At 38.7% G+C, this 19,888-nt stretch carries 19 protein-coding genes; all 19 read right to left on the minus strand.

Features of this window, described 5'->3' with window-relative positions:
• Positions 1 to 12 precede the first annotated feature (12 nt).
• The 19 genes from FAY30_RS17810 to FAY30_RS17900 all read right to left on the minus strand — a co-directional run bounded on the left by FAY30_RS17810 (position 13) and on the right by FAY30_RS17900 (position 19,828).
• Positions 13 to 1,035: a rod shape-determining protein gene (locus FAY30_RS17810; protein WP_149871135.1), complete on the minus strand. Its 1,023-nt coding sequence runs from the start codon at positions 1,033 to 1,035 to the stop codon at positions 13 to 15.
• 163 nt (positions 1,036 to 1,198) lie between these two features.
• Entirely contained in the window at positions 1,199 to 1,888 is a 690-nt protein-coding gene (gene radC, locus FAY30_RS17815) for a RadC family protein (protein ID WP_149871136.1), read from the minus strand.
• 44 nt (positions 1,889 to 1,932) lie between these two features.
• Entirely contained in the window at positions 1,933 to 2,505 is a 573-nt protein-coding gene (locus FAY30_RS17820; RefSeq protein WP_149871137.1) for a Maf family protein, read from the minus strand.
• Positions 2,506 to 2,784: 279 nt separating this feature from the next.
• Positions 2,785 to 3,861: a hypothetical protein gene (locus tag FAY30_RS17825; RefSeq protein ID WP_149871138.1), complete on the minus strand. Its 1,077-nt coding sequence runs from the start codon at positions 3,859 to 3,861 to the stop codon at positions 2,785 to 2,787.
• A gap of 134 nt (positions 3,862 to 3,995) precedes the next feature.
• Positions 3,996 to 4,763: a hypothetical protein gene (locus tag FAY30_RS17830; protein WP_149871139.1), complete on the minus strand. Its 768-nt coding sequence runs from the start codon at positions 4,761 to 4,763 to the stop codon at positions 3,996 to 3,998.
• Positions 4,760 to 5,641, minus strand: coding sequence for a PilN domain-containing protein (locus tag FAY30_RS17835; RefSeq protein WP_149871140.1), 882 nt, complete (start codon positions 5,639 to 5,641; stop codon positions 4,760 to 4,762). The genes FAY30_RS17830 and FAY30_RS17835 overlap by 4 nt, the downstream gene beginning before the upstream one ends.
• Positions 5,641 to 6,636: a type IV pilus biogenesis protein PilM gene (gene pilM / locus FAY30_RS17840; RefSeq protein ID WP_149871141.1), complete on the minus strand. Its 996-nt coding sequence runs from the start codon at positions 6,634 to 6,636 to the stop codon at positions 5,641 to 5,643. The genes FAY30_RS17835 and pilM overlap by 1 nt, the downstream gene beginning before the upstream one ends.
• Before the next feature lie 16 nt (positions 6,637 to 6,652).
• A complete protein-coding gene (locus FAY30_RS17845) occupies positions 6,653 to 7,411 on the minus strand; it encodes a prepilin peptidase (protein WP_149871142.1) in 759 nt (252 codons plus the stop codon).
• Positions 7,411 to 7,881, minus strand: a complete 471-nt coding sequence (locus FAY30_RS17850) for a type II secretion system protein (protein WP_149871143.1) — start codon at positions 7,879 to 7,881, stop codon at positions 7,411 to 7,413. Before FAY30_RS17850 ends, FAY30_RS17845 begins: the two co-directional genes overlap by 1 nt.
• 140 nt (positions 7,882 to 8,021) lie before the next feature.
• Positions 8,022 to 9,236 (minus strand): type II secretion system F family protein, encoded by a 1,215-nt coding sequence (locus tag FAY30_RS17855; protein ID WP_149871144.1) that lies wholly within the window; start codon positions 9,234 to 9,236, stop codon positions 8,022 to 8,024.
• Positions 9,229 to 10,278: a type IV pilus twitching motility protein PilT gene (locus FAY30_RS17860; RefSeq protein WP_149871145.1), complete on the minus strand. Its 1,050-nt coding sequence runs from the start codon at positions 10,276 to 10,278 to the stop codon at positions 9,229 to 9,231. Before FAY30_RS17860 ends, FAY30_RS17855 begins: the two co-directional genes overlap by 8 nt.
• Positions 10,279 to 10,290: 12 nt before the next feature.
• The gene (locus FAY30_RS17865) at positions 10,291 to 11,952 is read right to left on the minus strand and encodes a GspE/PulE family protein (protein WP_149871146.1); all 1,662 of its coding nucleotides are present in this window, start codon (positions 11,950 to 11,952) and stop codon (positions 10,291 to 10,293) included.
• 15 nt (positions 11,953 to 11,967) lie between these two features.
• Positions 11,968 to 13,299, minus strand: a complete 1,332-nt coding sequence (locus tag FAY30_RS17870; RefSeq protein WP_149871147.1) for a G5 domain-containing protein — start codon at positions 13,297 to 13,299, stop codon at positions 11,968 to 11,970.
• Positions 13,300 to 13,323: 24 nt separating this feature from the next.
• Positions 13,324 to 13,968: a hypothetical protein gene (locus FAY30_RS17875; RefSeq protein WP_149871148.1), complete on the minus strand. Its 645-nt coding sequence runs from the start codon at positions 13,966 to 13,968 to the stop codon at positions 13,324 to 13,326.
• A 262-nt stretch (positions 13,969 to 14,230) separates the two neighbouring features.
• The gene (locus FAY30_RS17880; RefSeq protein WP_149871149.1) at positions 14,231 to 15,559 is read right to left on the minus strand and encodes a pilus assembly PilX N-terminal domain-containing protein; all 1,329 of its coding nucleotides are present in this window, start codon (positions 15,557 to 15,559) and stop codon (positions 14,231 to 14,233) included.
• 8 nt (positions 15,560 to 15,567) lie between these two features.
• The gene (locus FAY30_RS17885; RefSeq protein WP_190284683.1) at positions 15,568 to 16,008 is read right to left on the minus strand and encodes a PilW family protein; all 441 of its coding nucleotides are present in this window, start codon (positions 16,006 to 16,008) and stop codon (positions 15,568 to 15,570) included.
• A 12-nt stretch (positions 16,009 to 16,020) separates the two neighbouring features.
• Entirely contained in the window at positions 16,021 to 16,467 is a 447-nt protein-coding gene (locus tag FAY30_RS17890; RefSeq protein ID WP_149871151.1) for a prepilin-type N-terminal cleavage/methylation domain-containing protein, read from the minus strand.
• A 246-nt stretch (positions 16,468 to 16,713) separates the two neighbouring features.
• Positions 16,714 to 18,435, minus strand: a complete 1,722-nt coding sequence (locus FAY30_RS17895) for a sensor domain-containing diguanylate cyclase (protein ID WP_149871152.1) — start codon at positions 18,433 to 18,435, stop codon at positions 16,714 to 16,716.
• Between the two features lie 70 nt (positions 18,436 to 18,505).
• Positions 18,506 to 19,828: a bifunctional folylpolyglutamate synthase/dihydrofolate synthase gene (locus FAY30_RS17900; protein WP_149871153.1), complete on the minus strand. Its 1,323-nt coding sequence runs from the start codon at positions 19,826 to 19,828 to the stop codon at positions 18,506 to 18,508.
• Positions 19,829 to 19,888: the final 60 nt, after the last annotated feature.

The following is a 19,888-nucleotide window of genomic DNA, read 5'->3' on the forward strand; positions in this document are numbered from 1 at the left end:
AACCCAGCACTGTTAACGCGAATCCTTAGCTTTGTTTTTAAATAAATGAATATGGTCGAGTGCTTTTCCTGTTCCAATGGCGACACAGTCAAGCGGATTCTCGGCAATCAGGACAGGCATTTTCGTTTCTTCGCTAATCACCCTGTCCAAATTGCGAAGCAGCGCACCTCCGCCAGTAAGAACGATTCCACGGTCCATAATATCTGCAGCAAGTTCCGGCGGCGTCTTTTCTAACGTATTTTTCACCGCTTCCACAATCGCATAAACAGTATCACTCAAGGCAGTGGCAATTTCCTTCGCAGTAATTTCGATTGTTTTTGGCAGACCTGTTAATAAATCACGCCCGCGAATTTCCATATTGTCAATTCCTTCAGGAGTGCCGGCAGAGCCAATTTCCACTTTAATGGTTTCCGCCGTGCGCTCCCCAATCATTAAGTTATAATTTTTACGAATATATGAAATAACGGAATCATCCATTTCATCGCCAGCCACACGAATCGAAATGCTTGTTACGATTCCTCCTAAGGAGATGATAGCAACTTCGGTCGTACCGCCGCCAATATCCACGACCATACTGCCGGTTGGCTCCCAGACTGGCAGGTTGGCGCCAATTGCCGCTGCAAACGGTTCTTCAATCGTATAGGCATCCTTTGCCCCTGCTTGTCTGGTTGCATCAATGACTGCTCTTTCCTCAACTGCGGTAATACCTGAAGGCACACAGACCATCACATATGGCTTGCCGGAAAAAAGATTATTACTTTTCTGTGCCTGACGAATATGGTGCTTCATCATTGCTGCCGTTATTTCGAAATCAGCAATAACCCCATCCTTCATCGGTCTCATGGCGACGACGTTCCCCGGTGTCCGTCCAATCATATTTTTAGCGTCGTTCCCTACCGCTACGATACTTTTGGTATCTGTTTGCATTGCCACAACTGATGGCTCCCGTAAAACAATACCTTTTCCTTTTACATAAACGAGGGTGTTCGCTGTCCCCAAGTCAATCCCAAGATCTCTAGGTCTAATTCCAAACATAATGTTGTATCTCCCTTTCTGATACGAAATGCAATATTCTAATAGGCAGGTAATCACCTTAATTATCATGTCTATTTTCGTACTATTTATATAGCCCTGTTCAAAAACAGTCCTAAAAAATCATACCCAATATTATACCGCTACGTCAAATATTATCCTAGTGTTATAAATACCCTTTTTCCTTTAATGATACAAACTTATTTTCGCCAATGATCAGATGATCGAGGAGCTCGATGCCAATGATTTTGCCGCATTCAACCAGCCGCTTTGTGACCTCGATATCTTCGCGGCTTGGTGAGGGGTCTCCGCTGGGGTGATTATGGAGCGCAATCACTGATGCTGCGGACCGTTTTAATGCCTCGCGGAACACCTCCCTTGGGTGCACGATCGAGGCATTTAGACTGCCGATAAAAACAGTTTGTTTATGGATGACCTGATTTTTCGTGTTTAGATATAGGCAGACAAAATGCTCCTGTGTCAGGAAGCGCATATCGTTCATGACATACTTGGCTCCGTCTTCAGGGGATCGGATCACATACCGGTCAGTATAGTTCAGATTAGCAATTCTTCTGCCAATTTCTACAGCAGCAAGAATTTGAATCGCCTTTGCCGAGCCAATCCCTTTCATTTCAATCATTTCTTCTAAAGTGGCATTTTTTAACTGCCTTAGTCCTTCAAAATGGTTCAGCAGGCGGTTTGATAATTGCAGGACCGATTCATCCTTTGTTCCTGTGCGAAGCAGGATGGCAATCAGTTCATGATTCGATAAGCTCTGCGGGCCATGATTGATAAAACGCTCTCTGGGCCGTTCATCTTGCGGAAAATCCCGGATCATTAATGTATTTGTGGACACTTGTTTTCCTCCCTTTTATCAGGGAGTTAAGAATCGAGCAAAAGTTAATACGGCAACTGGTAGCCTGCCTTTTTCAATTCCCTTATAGTTCTGGCAACTGGCAAGCCGACAACCGCAAAATAGTCTCCATTAATTTTTTTGACAAGCATACCTCCAAGCTGTTGAATGCCATATGCACCTGCTTTATCAAGCGGTTCACCACTTTGCACATAGGCTTTAATTTCGTCGTCCGTTAACTCCCAAAACCAAACTTCTGTTTTTTCAAAAAATCGAGTTGAGCTTTCTGGAGACACAATGGATACACCTGTAAATACTTCATGCTTCTTACCTGAAAGAGTTTTTAACATACGAATGGCTTCTGCTTCATCTGCTGGCTTTCCTAAGACTACATTATTCGCAACGACAATTGTGTCCGAACCAATCACAAAGGCATCCTGATTTCCCTTAAAAACTGCCTGTGCTTTACGATCGGCTAACTCCATCACTACTTCCTCCGGGGAGAGCGCTGGGTCAAAGCTTTCATCAACTTCACTGCTTGAAATCGCGAATGTTAAGTGGAGATTTTCTAGAAGTTCCTTTCGCCGTGGAGAAGAAGAGGCTAAAATGAGGTTCTGCATTTAATCACCATACCTTTTTGCATTTGAATAGGGAGATACATGTTAATGGTATCAGAAATTGCGAGAGCAAACAATTTTTATATCATTAAAGTTCGAAGAAATTTGTCAAAATATGCAAAAAGTATGCATTCTAGCGCACATAAAATAATGATTGGAAGTTAACAGAAAAGTAAAAAAGCAGCAGATTTCTAGATTACCTTTGAAATCCACCGCTTATTTTACGCTTTATAGGAAAAAAGTACAGTTTATTATTTCCTAGAAAATATCAAGTGTTGTCGATTACATGGAATGATAGACCGACAAAAATTTTAATAGATGCTGCTGGGCTTCGTTCAAGCTTTTTACGTCTTTTGATTTTTGAAAGGCCTTAACCTTTTCTTCCGCACTCGTTAATTCTGCTTTTATAGTTTTTACTTTCTCATCTTTAACGCTGGTACCTTTTAATTGTTCTTCTATTGCTGTTATTGCTTTACCGGACTCCTCTGTAACGACATCCGTTAACATGGCATTGGAGGTTGCGGATGAAAGCTTCTCGTAAATAGTTGGTACTGCTTCGAGGAAGTCCTTTTCTTTTACAGTAAGATCGGCAACCTTCTTTTCATCTAGTGACAATTGTTTGGCAAATGCACCCTCGACCCCTTTTGCCTTAAATTTGGTACTTATTGATTTAGCCGTCTCAAGCGAATCGGCTGTACCTAAAAAGATAAATAGTTTGCCGTCCATTTCGATTACTTGGGCAGGAACACCTTTTGCCAAAATCTGTTTTGACGTTTCCGTTGCTCCCTCTTTGGAGGTAAAAACCCCACCTTGAATTACGTAAGCGGGTATTTGTGCAAGAACTGCAGAATCCTCCCCTTTTTCATCCGCTGGTTTCTTATCTGCCCCGCCTGCTACTTCGGCCACTGCAGGTTCTGTTACCGGCTTGTCAGTAGGTCCTGTTATCACCAGCTTTAGCATCACAACACCTATCGTTGTCCCAATCAGGATGGCGAAAATCCCTGAAAAGACGATGGATCCGAATGGCCCGCCATTCTTTATTTTAGAATTGGATGTAAACGATGCAATTTTAGGGATGCCGCTCTTCTTAGGCGTATTGCTGCTGACGATTTTAAATTCTTCTATATCATTTTCAGAGGATTCCGGAAGAATCCAGTCAAAGCTCTCTTCGGCAGATTCCTGAGCTGCCGCCGTCTCTAAAAGAGCATCCGAATCTATTCTTTTCGAATCTATTTTAATCACTCTCGTCATAGGCTCGATCGTGGTTTCCGGCTCCTTTTTTTTCGGTTCTTCATGAAAGTCTCTTGTTTCTCCATTCAATTTAATCTTAATCGTATTGCCTTTATTAGGCTTGTCCACTCACCCGTACTCCTCTCTCTTCCGAAGGTAATTGGTTTCATCCTATCATAAAGGCAAAAAAAAATAACAAGACTTTTGTCGTCTTGTTATCGTAGACTTTCGCCAAATTATTTGTTCGTTCGTCATGTTGTTAATTATGGCTGCGTTTTTGCGGTAGCCGGAAACTGGCTTAATGGATTATCTTTACCCGCCGGTGCCGGTGCATCGATTGTTGGCAGTTCTGCCGCCAGATCAGTTAAACTAGGCATGTAAAAAGCAGAAATCGTCAGGCTGTAGCTTAATGGCTGGTCTTCTTGATCCAAACTGGTAATCTCCTGCCCACCTGAATAACTAATCGATTCTACCACGATAATCCGCTTTAAAGACTCTAACGTTTCAATAAACTTTTCAAAATCCTTATAGGTTGGTGATTCGACACTTAACGAAACCGTCAGCTTTTTAAGTGCAACAGTTTGAGCCGATTGTCCGGCAGTTGCATCCTGTGTTGTAGCACCTTGATTGGCAGCAGCTTGGTTTTCAGCTGTTGGTTGACCATTAGCATCCGTTTGGTCAACATCTGTATTGGCAACAGCGTCTTTTGAAAAACCCATCGAACTAATCTTGCTATTTGAAAGGTTCTCCGCCTTTTCTAAGTCTATAATTAACTGTTCCTGCAAGGGCTTCACGGGTAATATCTTCTGTAATTCCCGAGTATCCTCAGCCGTTTTCTTCGTATCATTAGCCTTGTTTTGACTAAGGATATCCAATAGTTTTTGTTCACTAGTTAATTCCTGCTGTTTTATCCCTAAGTCGGATTTCAATGGTGTAAGCGAAAAGAACTGAGCATAGACGATGAGTAAAACTAACAATAGTGCGCAGGCTCCAACAATAAGTTTGTCTCTTTTTGAGGAAAGAAGCTTCATGATCCAGCCACTCCTTTCTCATCCTTCGTGCTCTTCTTGATATTTTTCTTTACAAACTCTTTATCCAGCTTAATTTCAAATTGACCGGTGTAACGTGGAAGAATATTGGAATTTTTAGTTACATTCGTGCCCGCTGTTGTTTTACCAGTATTAATTACCGTATTTGTATTAGTTGTTGTATTAACGGTATTGTTTTGCGTATTAGTTGTTCCGGAAGCACTATTCGTCTGGCCTCCCGTATTTGCTGTTACTCCGGTTGTATTCTGGCCGGTTTGAGTCTGGTTTGGTGTAGACGTTTGATTTGTGGTGTTTACTGTCGAATCAGTTGTATTTGCTTGAGAATCAGTTGCTGTTGTATTTGTTTGATTAACATTCCCTGTTGTTGCATCCTCTGCCGGATCGGCAGCTGCAGCAAGTGAACTTAAGCTTGCTTCCGCAATCCATTTTGACTTATTTAGATTATCTAAAAAGTAGGCAGCTTCTCTAGCACTATCAAATTGGACGGATAACGTAATCGTTCCTTCTTCTTTATAGCCAAAGCTCTGAATGAATCCACGCTCAGGCAGTAAAGAGGTTAGGTGACGCATTACAGGAATCGTTTGTATCGGGTAATCATCCGCCCAATGGATGGCGCTCTTTAATTGACTTACTGAATTGGCTGCTTCCACCGTTTGACTATTTTGCTCTTCTCTTTGAGTAACCTTTTTTGTCATCGCAATTTGTCTGTCTAAAGAAGCAACTTCATTCTTTGTCACATTGATTTGCCAATAATAATAGGCACCCGCAATTAACAAGAGTGCAACAATACTAGACAAAGAAATAATAAAGCCAAGTTTCTTCGATTCTTTATGGGGAAGCAGATTAATTTCAACTAACATTATTGCACCCCTTTTAAAGCGAGTCCTAAAGGAAGTAATTGACTAATAGGTGTTCTGTCTATTTTTCCTTTAATTTCTGTCTCAAGTGAAATCACATCAACAGGCGTTTCAAATCGCTCTTGCATTTCATCATGGATAGAATGAAGCATGGGATGGTCGCCGTTTAATAGAAATTTAGAGATATCTTGGTTTTCTTTATGAAGGGAATATCGATAAAAATCGACTAACTTATTGATTTCTCTAAAAATATCTTCAAACTGAATCACAAGCTCATCTGTATCGCCTGTATATTTGTAAACAATTGCCCCCGATAAATCTGTTTTAATATCCCAGAGGTCCACATTAAATGGCAAGGCAAACTGACGCATAACCAATGGAACGTTTTCTTCAAAAATGCACAAATTAACACTAGTCATGTCAAACTGGACGGAAAACAAGACCTCGCTATTACTAGCATGATCAAGCTGATAATAAAGCCGGTATAAGGCAAGCGGTGAAATATCGGCCGCAATCGGATTGAGCTTGATCTTAGTGAGCAGATTAGAATATTCCAGCACATTTTGTTCTGGTGCAGCAAATAAGAGTAGTTCTCTTGTTTTGCCATCACTGCCTAATGGATAGATATCAAATACCGGTTCTTCAAATGGTAAATGGATACTTGAGCCTAGCTCTAAATACAGGTAGCCTTGCATTTCATCATCCTGGATTTCAGCAGGAATAGAAACTTTCCGAATGATGACAAGCTGATCAGGTACGATGAAGCGAACCTGGCGTCTATGAATCTTCCATTCATCGATACATTGTTCCAAAATATTCGACAAGGACTCAATATCCGTAATTTTCCCATCACTAATAATTCCCGGCGGCAGAAAGCGCTCATACCAGCGCTGTGCTGATGGCGGATTTACCTGCTTTAGCTCAAGCAGGCGAATGGAATGGTCATTTAACACCAAGTTAATAATTCGGTTTTTAGATGTAAACAGGGAAAAAGCCATAGTAAAAACCCCTTAGTTAAAATCCTTGTTGAAGGAATTGTATATAAAAATCAATAATTTCCGATCCCCAATAATATGCTATCAATGTTCCAGCAGCGATAAACGGACCAAATGGCACCGGCTGCCGTCTTTTAACAATTTTCAAAAGTAAAGCCAATCCGCCAAAAACGGCTCCTAATAATGTTGAAAGGAAGAAGGACAAAAGCACTAGTTTTACACCTAAAACTAATCCAAGTACTGCGTACAGTTTCACATCGCCACCGCCCATTCCGCCTTTACTGACAAGAGCGATGAGGAGAAGGACAACAAATCCTGTAATAGCCCCTAAAAGGCTGTCCCACCAAGGGCTCAACGGCCAAACAATTCGTTCCAATAAAAAAATCCCTGCAAACCAAATTAGAATTTTATCAGGGATGATCATATAGTGAATATCTGAAACCACGATAATCATAAACATTGAGATTAGCGTAAGTGCCACCACTAATTCTCCAGACCACCCAATAACCAATGGTGCCGTCATGAACAGTAATCCAGTAAGTAATTCAAATATCGGATAGATAGGAGAAATCCGCGACTGACAGCCGCGGCATTTTCCCCTTTGAAATAAATATGATAATACTGGTATTAGTTCGTATGGTTTTAATTGATGCCCGCAAGTTGGACAAGCAGAGCTTGGTGTGACAATTGATTCTTTTAAAGGAATTCGTAGGCCAATTACATTAAAGAAGGAGCCTAGTATAAGTCCATACAAAAAAAGAATTAAAATTACAACCATTAATTAATATCAGACCTAAGTATATTTGAAGCATCTTTAGCTATACCAGAAGCCTTAATATAATCTGCTCCAGCATCATTGGCATCATTTGCTTGTAAAGTAACCCTGTATTCATTTTTTATTCCAACTTTTTGATAAGTAACTATGGTACCTTTAATTCCATAACCACCCGATGATTTTCCTGGATCTTTTATATTGTCAATGTATCCATCTGTAATCAATTTCTCTAAGGTAACTGTAGCTGCTACTGTAGAAACTTCTATCTTTTGATCAGCTATATATAATTTAGCGGCGTTTGCAATCTGTTGTGCATTTGCAATGTGTGCATCTTGTTTGGAATGATTTATTATTCCTAAAACAGAAGGTACTGCAATTGCAGCAATAATCCCTAAAATTACAATAACTGCTAGTAATTCAATTAACGTAAATCCACGTTGGTCTTTTAATTTCAGTTTTAACTTTTGAAACATGTATTTCCTCTCCCTTTACGGTTCAATAAACCTAGTAATATTGTCTCTTGTATTATACAGTAAATGACAGATGAGTGAATATAGAATTTTATAGTATTTTATCTCTTTTCCTCACTATATTTGACTTTTTGTCTATTTTGTTAATTCATTTGTTGGAATTGATCGAACATACTGAACATAGGTACAATGATAGATGTGACAATAGTCCCGACTAGTCCCGCCAATACAACAATCATAATTGGTTCTATTAACGATTTCAATCGATCTGTCCCTGTTTCTACTTCTTTTTCATAGAATTCTGCAATCTTGGAGAGCATGGCATCTAATGCACCAGTCTCTTCTCCAATTGCTATCATATTGGTGACCAATGGTGGAAAGGCCCAATGTTGTTGCATCGGCTCAGTCATCGAACGTCCTTTTTCTAGCGAGTCACGTGACTCACGAATAACCTTTGCTAGGACTTCATTTTCAACGACTTTTTCAACAATTGACATGGATTGCAGTATAGGAACTGAACTCGAAAATAATGAACTTAGTGTCCTCATCATTCGTGCTAGTGCTGCTTTTTGCATTAAGTTTCCGAAAATCGGCATCTTCAGCAAAAAGTAATCCAAATAATATTTTGTTTGTTTATTTTGTTTAAGGTAAGTAATGACACAAACCATTATTAAAATTAAAAGGGCTATTAACCACCAATAAACCTGCATTAATTCACTTGCTGCGAGTACAAACTTTGTGATTCCTGGCAAATCCCCGCCCATATCGTCAAACATTGTTACAAACGTAGGAACCACTGCAACAAGTAAAAAGATGACAACTGCAATGGCAACAAAGCCAACTACTGCCGGATAGGCAAGAGCTGAAACAATCTTTTGCCTTGTAAAGTGCTGTTTTTCAAAATGATCAGCCAGCCGGTCGAGCGTTTCATCTAAATTCCCGCTGACTTCCCCAGCTTTCACAAGGTTAATAAACATTTGATTGAATATTTTCTTGTGTTTTGCTACGGCTTCTGAAAGAGGATTACCTTCCCGTAATGCCTGCTCTACCTTAAGCAAAGCCTTCTTTAATGCCTTACTTTCCGTTTGAAAAGCTAATATGGATGTTGCATCAACAACAGTAACCCCGGCTTTAATTAGTGTTGCAAACTGTCTTAAATAAATTACAAAGTGCTGCAGTTTTACCGGATTTCCAAGGGTAATGTCCTTTGTTAACAGTGTCTCAGGAACCTCGTTTATTTCGATGACACGAATCCCATCTTCCTTTAGCTTCATCATCGCTTCACGCTTAGAACCTGCGTTAATGGCGCCCTGCAGTTTCCCTTGTCGATTGCGTCCGGAATATTTAAATCTAGCCATTCATCATCATCTTTTCTTGCAAATATTGTGACGCTGCATCTCTTTGGATCACATTTCGATCAATTAAATCTCTTATGCTCATCTCCAGCGTATGCATTCCCTGGGCCCGGGACGTCTGCATTGTGCTTTGAATTTGGTGGATTTTTTCATTTCTAATCAAGTTGGCGATGGCAGCGTTATTCACCAGTATTTCTGTTGCTGCTTTCCTGCCCTTTTTATCAGCCATAGGAAATAACCGTTGAGAAATAACCCCCACTAACACCGAAGCCAACTGGATCCGAATTTGCGGCTGCTGCCCTGATGGGAATACATCGATGATCCGGTTAATCGTTGTTGGTGCACTCGATGTATGAAGTGTCCCTAATACAAGATGGCCTGTTTCTGCCGCTGTAATCGCAATAGACATCGTTTCTAAGTCACGCATCTCCCCAACAAGAATGACATCAGGGTCTTGCCTTAATGCCGCCTTTAAGCCGCTGGCATAGTTATTTGTATCAAACCCGACTTCCCTTTGATCAATAATCGAAGTCCCATGTCTATGAAGATACTCGATTGGATCCTCTAATGTAATGATATGCTTTCGCATTGTTCGGTTCATGTAATCAATCATTGAGGCTAATGTAGTCGATTTACCGCTACCTGTTGGCCCGGTAACAAGAATCAGACCTTGCGGCTTCTGAACGAGCTTAGAAATGACCGGGGGTAAATCCAACTCCTCAATTGTCGGAGTTTTTGATGCAACCGTCCTCAGTGCAATCGAAACACTTTTCCTTTGATGATAGGCATTGACACGAAAACGTGACACACCAGGTACACCATAGGAAAAATCAAGCTCCCCTTTACTCTTAAATCTTTCCCACAAATCATCTGGGATGATTGCTTTCGCCATTCCCTCAGTGTCGTCGGGCATTAATTTATCGGATCCATACCGTCTAAGGTCACCATTAATTCGCAACACCGGGGGAACACCAACCGTTAAATGCACATCAGATGCTTTGTATTCAATAGCCGCTCGTAAGATTGTGTCAATTTTTTCTTTCATTGTATTGTTCTCCTACTCCAGAATTGCTACTTTTAATACCTCTTCGGTGGTTGTTAACCCTTGTTTTATTTTGATTAAGCCATCATCAAGTAAAAAGATCGTTTTATTTTTCGTCGCCATTTCCTTCAGTTTTTGAAAGGATTCGCCATTCATCATTGCCCGGCTCATATCTTCATGAATAACTAGTACCTCATGAAGAGCAATTCGACCTTTATAGCCTGTCATATTACACGAAGAACAGCCTTTTCCCCGGGAGATTTTTTCAATTTTCATCCCACGCCTTGCAAAAATCTCCACTTCTCGCTTTGAAGGTTCCTGAAGTTCGGCACAATCACGGCACACCTTCCGCACAAGGCGCTGGGCAACAATACCACTTAAGGAGGAGGCAAGTAAAAATGGTTCGACTCCCATATCAATCAGCCTTGTCACGGTCCCTATCGAATCATTTGTATGAAGGGTGCTTAATACCAAGTGACCGGTTAAGGAGGCTCGTATGGCTACTTCAGCTGTTTCCCTATCACGAATCTCACCAACCATAATGATGTTTGGATCTTGACGGAGAATCGATCGTAATCCGGCAGCAAAGGTCATCCCCACATTTGTGTTCACTTGAATTTGGTTAATTCCTTCCAATTGGTATTCGACCGGATCCTCAATCGTAATAATATTGACCGCTTCACTGTTCAATTTGTTTAGTGCCGCATAAAGAGTCGATGATTTACCGGATCCTGTTGGTCCAGTAATTAGTACAATCCCTGTTGGTTTTTCAATCATTTCGTTAAATCTTTTCATATTTAGCGCATTAAATCCGAGTTTGTTTATATCATTTAATGTTGAACCCATGTCAAGGAGACGCATAACAATCTTCTCGCCGAAAACGGTTGGAAGGGTGGAAACACGAAGATCGACAGGATGAAAATCAAGATTAAACTTGATCCGGCCATCCTGCGGAATCCTGTGCTCTGTAATATCTAGATTGGACATGATTTTAATTCGCGCTGTTAACACACTTTGCATATGACGCGGAAGAACTTTTTCATTCCGCAATACCCCGTCAATCCGGTAGCGGACCACCACTTTTGTCTCCTGCGGATCAATATGAATATCACTGGCACGTTGAATCACAGCATTCATCAAAATTTGATTCACGAGACGAACGATCGGTGAATTCTGGTCTGTTACATCATCATTTCTTTCTCTGTCATTTTGCGGCAGTTCATCAAGTAAATCATCAAGGCCATCGTCGACATCATAATATTTATTGATGGACCGTAAAATATCGTCTTTCGTCGCAATCGCCGGCTCAATTTGAAAGCCTGTCGATAGTCGTAGATCGTCTATGACGATAAAATCCATCGGGTTGGCCATTGCGACAAAAAGCTTATTTCCTTCCCTTTTTAACGGGATAATTAAATTCCTTCTTGCAGATTCTTTGGTAATCAGCGAATATAGATTCGTATCAAAGGGATATTGAAACAGGCTGACGTGTGGAATCCCCAGTTGAGATTCAAGCACTTCCACTAATTGCTGTTCTGTAATATAACCTCTTTGAATAAGTGCATCACCGAGTTTTTGTCCCGATTCCTTTTGATTTAAAGTTGATTCAAGCTGTTCCGGTGTAATTAATCCTTCTTCAATTAACAAATCACCTAGTCGTCTTCGTATTTGCCTCATTTAAAACCCCTGCTTTTATTTTGGTTGTTCATTTGGCTTTCCCCATAGGTCGCTGTCATTTGAATCCTGTTGCCACGTTTCAGTTGGTGACGTTGTTTGACTGCTATTCAATTCAGAATTAGTAGTTGTTTGGTTACTATTTGTTGTACCTTGCTTGGTTCCATCCGTTCCATTAGTCTGGGGCGTCCCTTGCTGACTTCCACCAAGTCCGTGAACCTCCACTTGGAAAACTGGAGGATAATAATCCTCTGAAATCAATTCAGTTTTTAGCAATTGGTCTCCTTGATAGGTTTCTCGGTAAATTTTAATAATTTGCCCCTCTACTCCTTTTGTTTGAATCTTCGTTTTACCTGGAAGAAGCAATGGACTGTATTGAATAATTGTCTTAGGCTTTAACTTCTCTTCATCTTTTGTAGTAATTTTATATTCGTATACAAACTTTTTACCTTTCAGAGTAACCTTTAGCTGGTTGTTTTCCAATTTTAATTCTAGAAGGTACTTTGCTTTATTTGGATTTGATATGATAAAATCAGCCATCTTCGCCTGAATCACTTTAGCCTCAAAGCCTAACTTAACATATTTAGGAAGTGAACTTCCAATATTTCGTTCAACGATGGACATATTAGAAGGCAAAATAGCCTGATAAATTCCGGTTGCAAGCAGGTTAAGAGAATCAGCACTTCCCATTTTTTGTTCCTTCGCAAACTCCAACAGGGAAAACGTTGATTCTTCTGGAATTTTAATTGAAGAGTTTTTCTCTATGACAGTTTGTAAATCAACTGGCACATCGTTCATTTCAACAACCGCCACATTAAGCACAACATCCTTTTTATGTTCTGCTAATAAATAATCATTATAAAGATTAAAGGTATAAGTACCTGCCTTAAATAGAGATGCTGTATCATTTAAATTTTTCATAAGTTTATCTAAGTCAAGCTCATTACTTTTTATTTGCGGAAACAGAATTTCTATCTGCTCTTCAACCTGTACTTGATCTACTGTAATGAATGCAGGATTGTTTTGCCCATCCTTGATTGAACTAACTGTTTGTTGTGAATCTAAATGGAATGGGTTTAACTCAAATGGAACCTCTTTTTCTCCATATTGCAGCCGCATCGTTGTTTCTTGAAGCCATTCAAGATACTTTTCCTCTAATATTCTTTTTGCTTCTTCTTCACTCATTCCTGAAACATTAAACGCCCCGATTGTGGTACCATCGGAGTACTTCCCATCCATATTTGTCATTTTTTCAAATGCCTTGGCCCCATAATGGGAGAAACTAAAAATAAATGCTGTGCAGATGAACAATACAACAAATAATTTGATCATTTGCTGATTTTTACCCAAACTCCTTGCCTCCCCTGAAACCAATTACTTTTGTAAACTTACCTTTTCCTTAACATCCATTTTATTTAAGCCTTCCTCATTTTCAGAAGCAACTTCCTTTTCGGCAAGCAGGAAATCGAAAAGGGAGTCATCTAAATATTCTTCTTTATCCTCTAAAACGATTGGTGATAGAACTTGGCATTCTTCAAGCAAGTCCTCTTGATCTATTTCTGACTCAATTTCTATTAAACTTTCAATAGTTGATAAATCACTTATTGCCAAATTTGTATTATTTAATTCATTTTTGATATGGATTAATGATGGTTCGGGCAATGCTAAATCTTCATTTATTATTTTTAAATTAACATCCGTTACATCATCAAATTTTTTATCTTCATCAAAAGTTTCACTTTCTTCTGTTATTACTTTTTCAACCGTAGGATTTATTTTATACAATATAGATCCCAATCTTTTATCCATAAAATACGCTGAAAAAAAGACAAGACCAAAAAGCATTAATGTAATTTGCCATAGTGAAAAGGTTGAAACTGAAATTAATCCTCCAAGTGATATTATAAAACTGGCTAAAACAATAATAAATTTACCCTTGAATGTAATACCAATTGGAATAATAGATAAAATCAATAATAATACCAACATAGTTCCTAAGGCCCAAATTATCATTACCATTCATTTACTCCCTTAAAAGTATTTCATTTATACAGCGATACTAAATTTTACTATCAAATTATTTATTTTATTTTTCTTCAAAATTGGACAAAATTCGCCTACTCAAATTGTATTATATATTAATTCTTATGAAAGAAGTTGAAATATATTTTTTGTTACTTTTTACCTAAAAAAGTCCCATTTTTCAGCATTTGAAAGTTCTTTTAAATCAAATACTAAAGAATGGGATTAATGATAATAAATGAGATCAATCTTTCAAATTTTATTTTTCGCGTACTGGGTCAGATGTCAATAAATTTCCTGAAGGTAGATTTACCGTCCCATTGTCGATAAAGTACGGCGGATTTGTTAATTGTTGAAATTTAAACCAATGGTCATTCCCACTAGAAATGAACTCTTTGGCTATAATAGTACCAATAAAGTTCCCGTTCCCATAAACAGTAGCTAATGGAGCAAAAATCATTTTTGTCGGCGGGGTTGTTTTTTTGTCATTATTTAAATTGATTATTCCACTACCTCCAGTTATAACATTGCCTTGTACTCCTGAAGAATCATTAATGGTAAAACTTGAATTTTTGGCAAACATAGATCCAAAGATCATTCCATTATTTAATTGACTACCAGACCCCTCTAAGAAGATATTTAACTTATTTACATCTCCACCCGTATTAAGAATAGTACCATAATCCAAGTAAAGATTTTTAGCATAAATTGTAAGAGTTCCATCTCCAATTAATTTTAGCTTCCCATAACTTGATAACTTAAGAGTGTCAACAACAAGAATTCTATTAATATCACCAACATTTATAGTCAATGTACCAGATTGAAAAACAGTAATTGAATTTAATATCATGTCATTGCTGATTGTTAAATTACTACCTGCTAGGGAATTCGAGTTACTAGGAATTGTAAACCGAGGGAATTCAGGCTCAGTTATGGTTACATCTCCATACTTTATCATTTGTGGTATTTTACTTCCGGTAAACTTTTTATCTGCTTCCAGCCCTAAACCTACTGTTCCAGTAATAGTAGCCGGAGTATTTGCCCAATTCAAATTCTCACCAATGAACAAAACTGTATTTGAAGCAATTTTTATATTACTTTTAGGATTCCAGGTTATACGAATTGTTTTTTCGACAGACCTAGAACGGTTATCAATTGTACCTGTAGACGTAATTTTATATTCTGTGGTAAATGGATTTAACGTGCTATTAGGGGCCGATTCAATTTTTATTTTTGCTACAGGCATTTTCCCAAATGAATTTTCAAAATCATTATAGTCAGGTATTCCCTTCACAATAAATTCATTCTCAAAATTCCGAATAAACTCCGAGTTAAAATAAGAATTTTTATAGATATCTGGAATTTCTTTGTTGATAATACTCATCGCATTCGTCATACCAGATTCAGCAATATAATATGCTGATTGATTATTCCTTTCACCAGCACTCATTTTCATATTAGATGCCGAAAGTCCAATTAAACCAAGCCCTAGGATTGTGACTACCACAAGTACTAATAAAACAGTAACTAATGCCATTCCATTCTCATTCTTAATTGAATTTAAAAGGCATTCCCTTTTTTCCTTCATATTCCCACCTATTTCCTAAAAAAAATTGTTGATGAAAGTGATATTGGGCGTATATCATTTGAAGTTAATGTTATTGATACCTTTTCTATATCCTTATTGATTACAAACTCTTTAATATTAGATATAAATGGTTGACTGTCTTTTAAAAGGGTTTTATTACCGTCAAATTTGTATACTATTGTAGTATCATTCATTGTGTTAATCTGTAATTCAGTGTTTGGTATCGTCACATTAACATTACTAGGACCACTTTTCGCACTCCTAATATCTTTAGTAATCATATTAAGAGCAAGTCTCACTTCTGATTGGTTCTGAATTTCATCCGTTTGCTGCTTCGTTTGCTTTTGTCCGAATAATTGAACTGAACCAGCAAGTAAAATCACAATTGATAAGATTGCTAGGACAGCTAATAATTCAATTAATGTAACACCTTTATTGCTTTTGAGCACCATACCCACCTACTATTGTTTCCAGGATAATAACACTTCCATTTGAGCTTCCAGCTTTTTAGAGCTAGTATCATTGTTGAATACTTTTACTATTACTTTAACCATCGATTTAGAAGTGTCTTTATCAGTAAAATCCACCGTAACGTAATGTCCTTTTGTGTTGCTGTTTTTTTTGAATGTTGTTCCGGTTCCGGCAACTTTATCATAACCAGATATTTTTAAGTTACTCCAAAATGTTAGGGAATTTGTGGAAACTACAAAATTACTAATTTCCTCCATACTTGTTTCAGCAACATACGTCGCATCCATAATATTTTTTGAGGTATTATTCGTGCGTGAGGATTGAACAAACATTGTTAAGAAGGACATGATAATAATAGATAAAATTACAATTGAAACTAGTATTTCTATTAATGTCATCCCTTTTTCAGAGAAGAAATGATTAACCAATTTCTTCATTCATACATCATCCTTTGAGTATTCGACCGATTATCCTAAAATTCTCAATGAAATTACACAATCTTAGTAATACTTTACATTTATTTGCATTAATTTCAGTTTAACATATAGACTTTACTTTTCAACAGTGAATATCATGCAGAAAAATATGTTTGAAATTTCCTAGTTTTAAATCAAAAAAAAGAGGGTGGTCCCTCTTTTCGACGAAATATTTTTTCAAAAATCCGTTGTTTTCGTTTTACATTTTTAACACGACGAATACTCCGCAACCCGATTTCTCCCAGCGCGTTTCGCCCCTACATAAAGAGCTCGGTCTGCGTGCCTGATCAATGCCAACGAATCCTCCGCATCTTCCGGTGCAGTGGCAATTCCGATCGATGCAGTGATCATGACCTTTTGCTGCGGTTTGTCCAGATCCATGGTTTGTTGCAAGGTAAATGGCCAATTGGAAATCATTTGTCTGATTTGCTCGGCCATTTGGTAGGCCTCTTCTTTAGACAGGTCTGGTAAGAGTACGACAAATTCTTCACCGCCATAGCGTGCTACTGTCCCACGGTCTCCGACAAGCTTACGCAGCCTGTCGGCGAGTTCACGGAGGATTTCGTTTCCGCTCTGATGGCCATACCTGTCATTAATTTGTTTAAAGTGGTCAATATCCAGGATGACTAATGAGAGCATTTGCCGATGGAAACGAGTCAGTTTCTCAAATTCTTCGGTTAACAAATTTTCAAAATAGCGATAATTATAAAGGCCAGTTAAGGCACAGCGTTCACTCTGCCTTTTGGTTTGTTCAAAATTGTTTGCGTTTTCAATTGCAACAGCAAAATGGGAGCAAAGTATATCAATAATCATTAGTTGCGATTTTTCATATGCGCGTTTTTTCTTAGAGGCAAGCAGTAATACCCCGATTAATTTATTACTTCTTACAATTGGCACCCCTAAAATACTTTCCACATCTTTTGGAATGGTATTGGTGTCAAATTGTTGCCACTCTTTCCTCGAGGAAAATAAGAAGGCCATTTGTTCCGACCAAACCTTCCCGCTAATCCCCTCATTTCTTTTCAACGATAGAATTTCGTTTGGCATAACTGTTCCTGACTCGATCCGGCGAATTAATGTAAGATCATCGCCCTTAGCCTCAAGTATATAAGCATAGTCAACCGGAAGCATCTCACTGAGCTTTTGAATAAACAAGTCTAGAACGGCATTAACATGCAGCTGTTCCGCCAGTTGATGACCAATTTCCGCTGCCTTTTGTAAATACTCGTTAATTTTTTCACTAGAATAATAGAGATTGAAGACAATTGACAGACTGACGAATGGAATCCCCACAAATAGGAGAGCCAACAATCCTACCTGATTATATAGAATATACAATACTAAACCAATTGGCATTGTGATTAACGTTGTAATTGTCTCTACGAAAAGATCTTTGCCAAAATAGGATTCTTTCACTCTATAAATAAAATAAAGATTGCAGGAAATAATGATTTGGTTTAACAAATAATAAACGATGACATACAAAACGGCAAGCCATAGTGAGCGGGTGTCGTTTGCTAGGCTCGGGCCTGTCTGACCGCCAAGGGCGTAATAGAGGATCCCGCTAATAAAGGAAACTAAAAAAAACATATTTAAATTTAGCGGCAGCCGGAATAATTCAGCCTTTCGGAGAATCCTTAACTTGAGCAGCAAAACGACGACAGCAATTTGGGCAAATATAATTTCGACAAATAATCCAAAGCGCAAAAAGGTAGCAAGAGCTACCCACTGGATTAAAAAAATAAACATATTATTAATCACAATCGGCATGGATGCCACGATTGATGTTAATAGGAGAAAAGCCAATAAATCTATCCACTGCCCAGAGATATTAGGGGGATAAGTGTTATAGGTGTACCACAATCCTGATGGAACCATCAGCAGCCATACCAGAAATATGGCGATTTTCATTCCTGGTTTTACATCCATCTTATCCACCTTCCCCGACCAATGTTTTTAATTCAAGATAACATTATTTTACCATTTAAAATAGAACTTGTCATAAGGAAATCGTTACATTTTTCAGATATTTACATAAATATGGTTTCGCTTCCGAAATAAAATAGAGTGAACCCGTCACTACTAACAAATCCTTGTCTCCCAGCGTTTTCATTTCTTCTAAAAGATAGGATTGCCAATGATCGACTGCCAGTTTGTTGGACGATTGACTAAGGTTGAGCAATTGTTCCGCTTTCGCAGCACGTGGAAAATCAAAGCTGACAAAAGAAATTTGATTAGCAACATGATCAAGCTTGCCAATCATTTCATCCAGCTTTTTATCTGTTAATGCCGCAAATACAATATGGATATTCCGGTCATTGAAGCGGGTAGAAAGTTCATGGACGAGCGTAGTTATGCCTTCTTCATTATGGGCACCGTCAATGATGACGAGCGGTCTTTCTGAAAGAACTTCAAATCTTCCAGGCCAATACGCCTGCATTAATCCGCTTCGGATTCCTTGCTCCATGACGGTGAAAAGGCCCTTCCCATTTAAATATTGAACAGTCAGGATGGCTAGTGCCGCATTTTCCGTTTGATGCTGGCCCATCATGCTAATCTCGAGATCCTTGAGAGTTTGCAGCGGGGCTGACAATGTGAATTGTTCTCCTCTTGTTAATGATTCGTGGTCACTAATCGAAAACTCCTGATTGATTCTAATGATTGGTGCTGATTTTTTTTCAGCCTGCTCTTCAATCACCCTTAGCGCACCTGATTGTTTGACCGCTGTAAAAACAGGTGTGCCATCTTTAATAATTCCGGCTTTTTCAAAGGCAATTTCCTCATACGTGTTTCCGAGGATATTCGTGTGGTCAAGGCCGATGTTGGTAATAATTGATGCTAGTGGTTGAATGATATTGGTGGAATCAAATCGCCCTCCCAGCCCAACTTCAAAAATAACCATATCTACCTTTTTTATCTTGGCAAAATAATAGAACGCCATCGCAGTTATGACCTCGAATTCGGTCGGTCCGCCAAGCTCTGTCATCTCTAGTTCATCTGCCAGTGGACGAATGACGTTTGCCAGCTGTACAAGTTCCTCATCGGTAATCGGTTTGCCATTGACACTAATTCGTTCGTTAAATTGTTCAATATATGGTGAGGTAAATGTACCAACTGTATAGCCACCCGTCTGGAGAATCGCACGCAAAAAAGTGACGGTTGAACCTTTGCCATTAGTCCCGCCGATATGGACAGCCTTGATATTGTCTTCCGGAGAGCCGAGCTTGTCCATCATCCATTCCATTCGTTTCAGACCAGGCTTAATCCCCAGTCGTAGTCTTCCATGGATCCAGTCTAGGGCTTCATTATATGTCGTAAACAATTCGCTGCACCCCTATCTATATCATTTTATGATTCGCTGATAAAAGTAGAAAATTCGCTG

The organism is Bacillus sp. S3, from assembly GCF_005154805.1.
GTDB lineage: Bacteria > Bacillota > Bacilli > Bacillales > Cytobacillaceae > Neobacillus.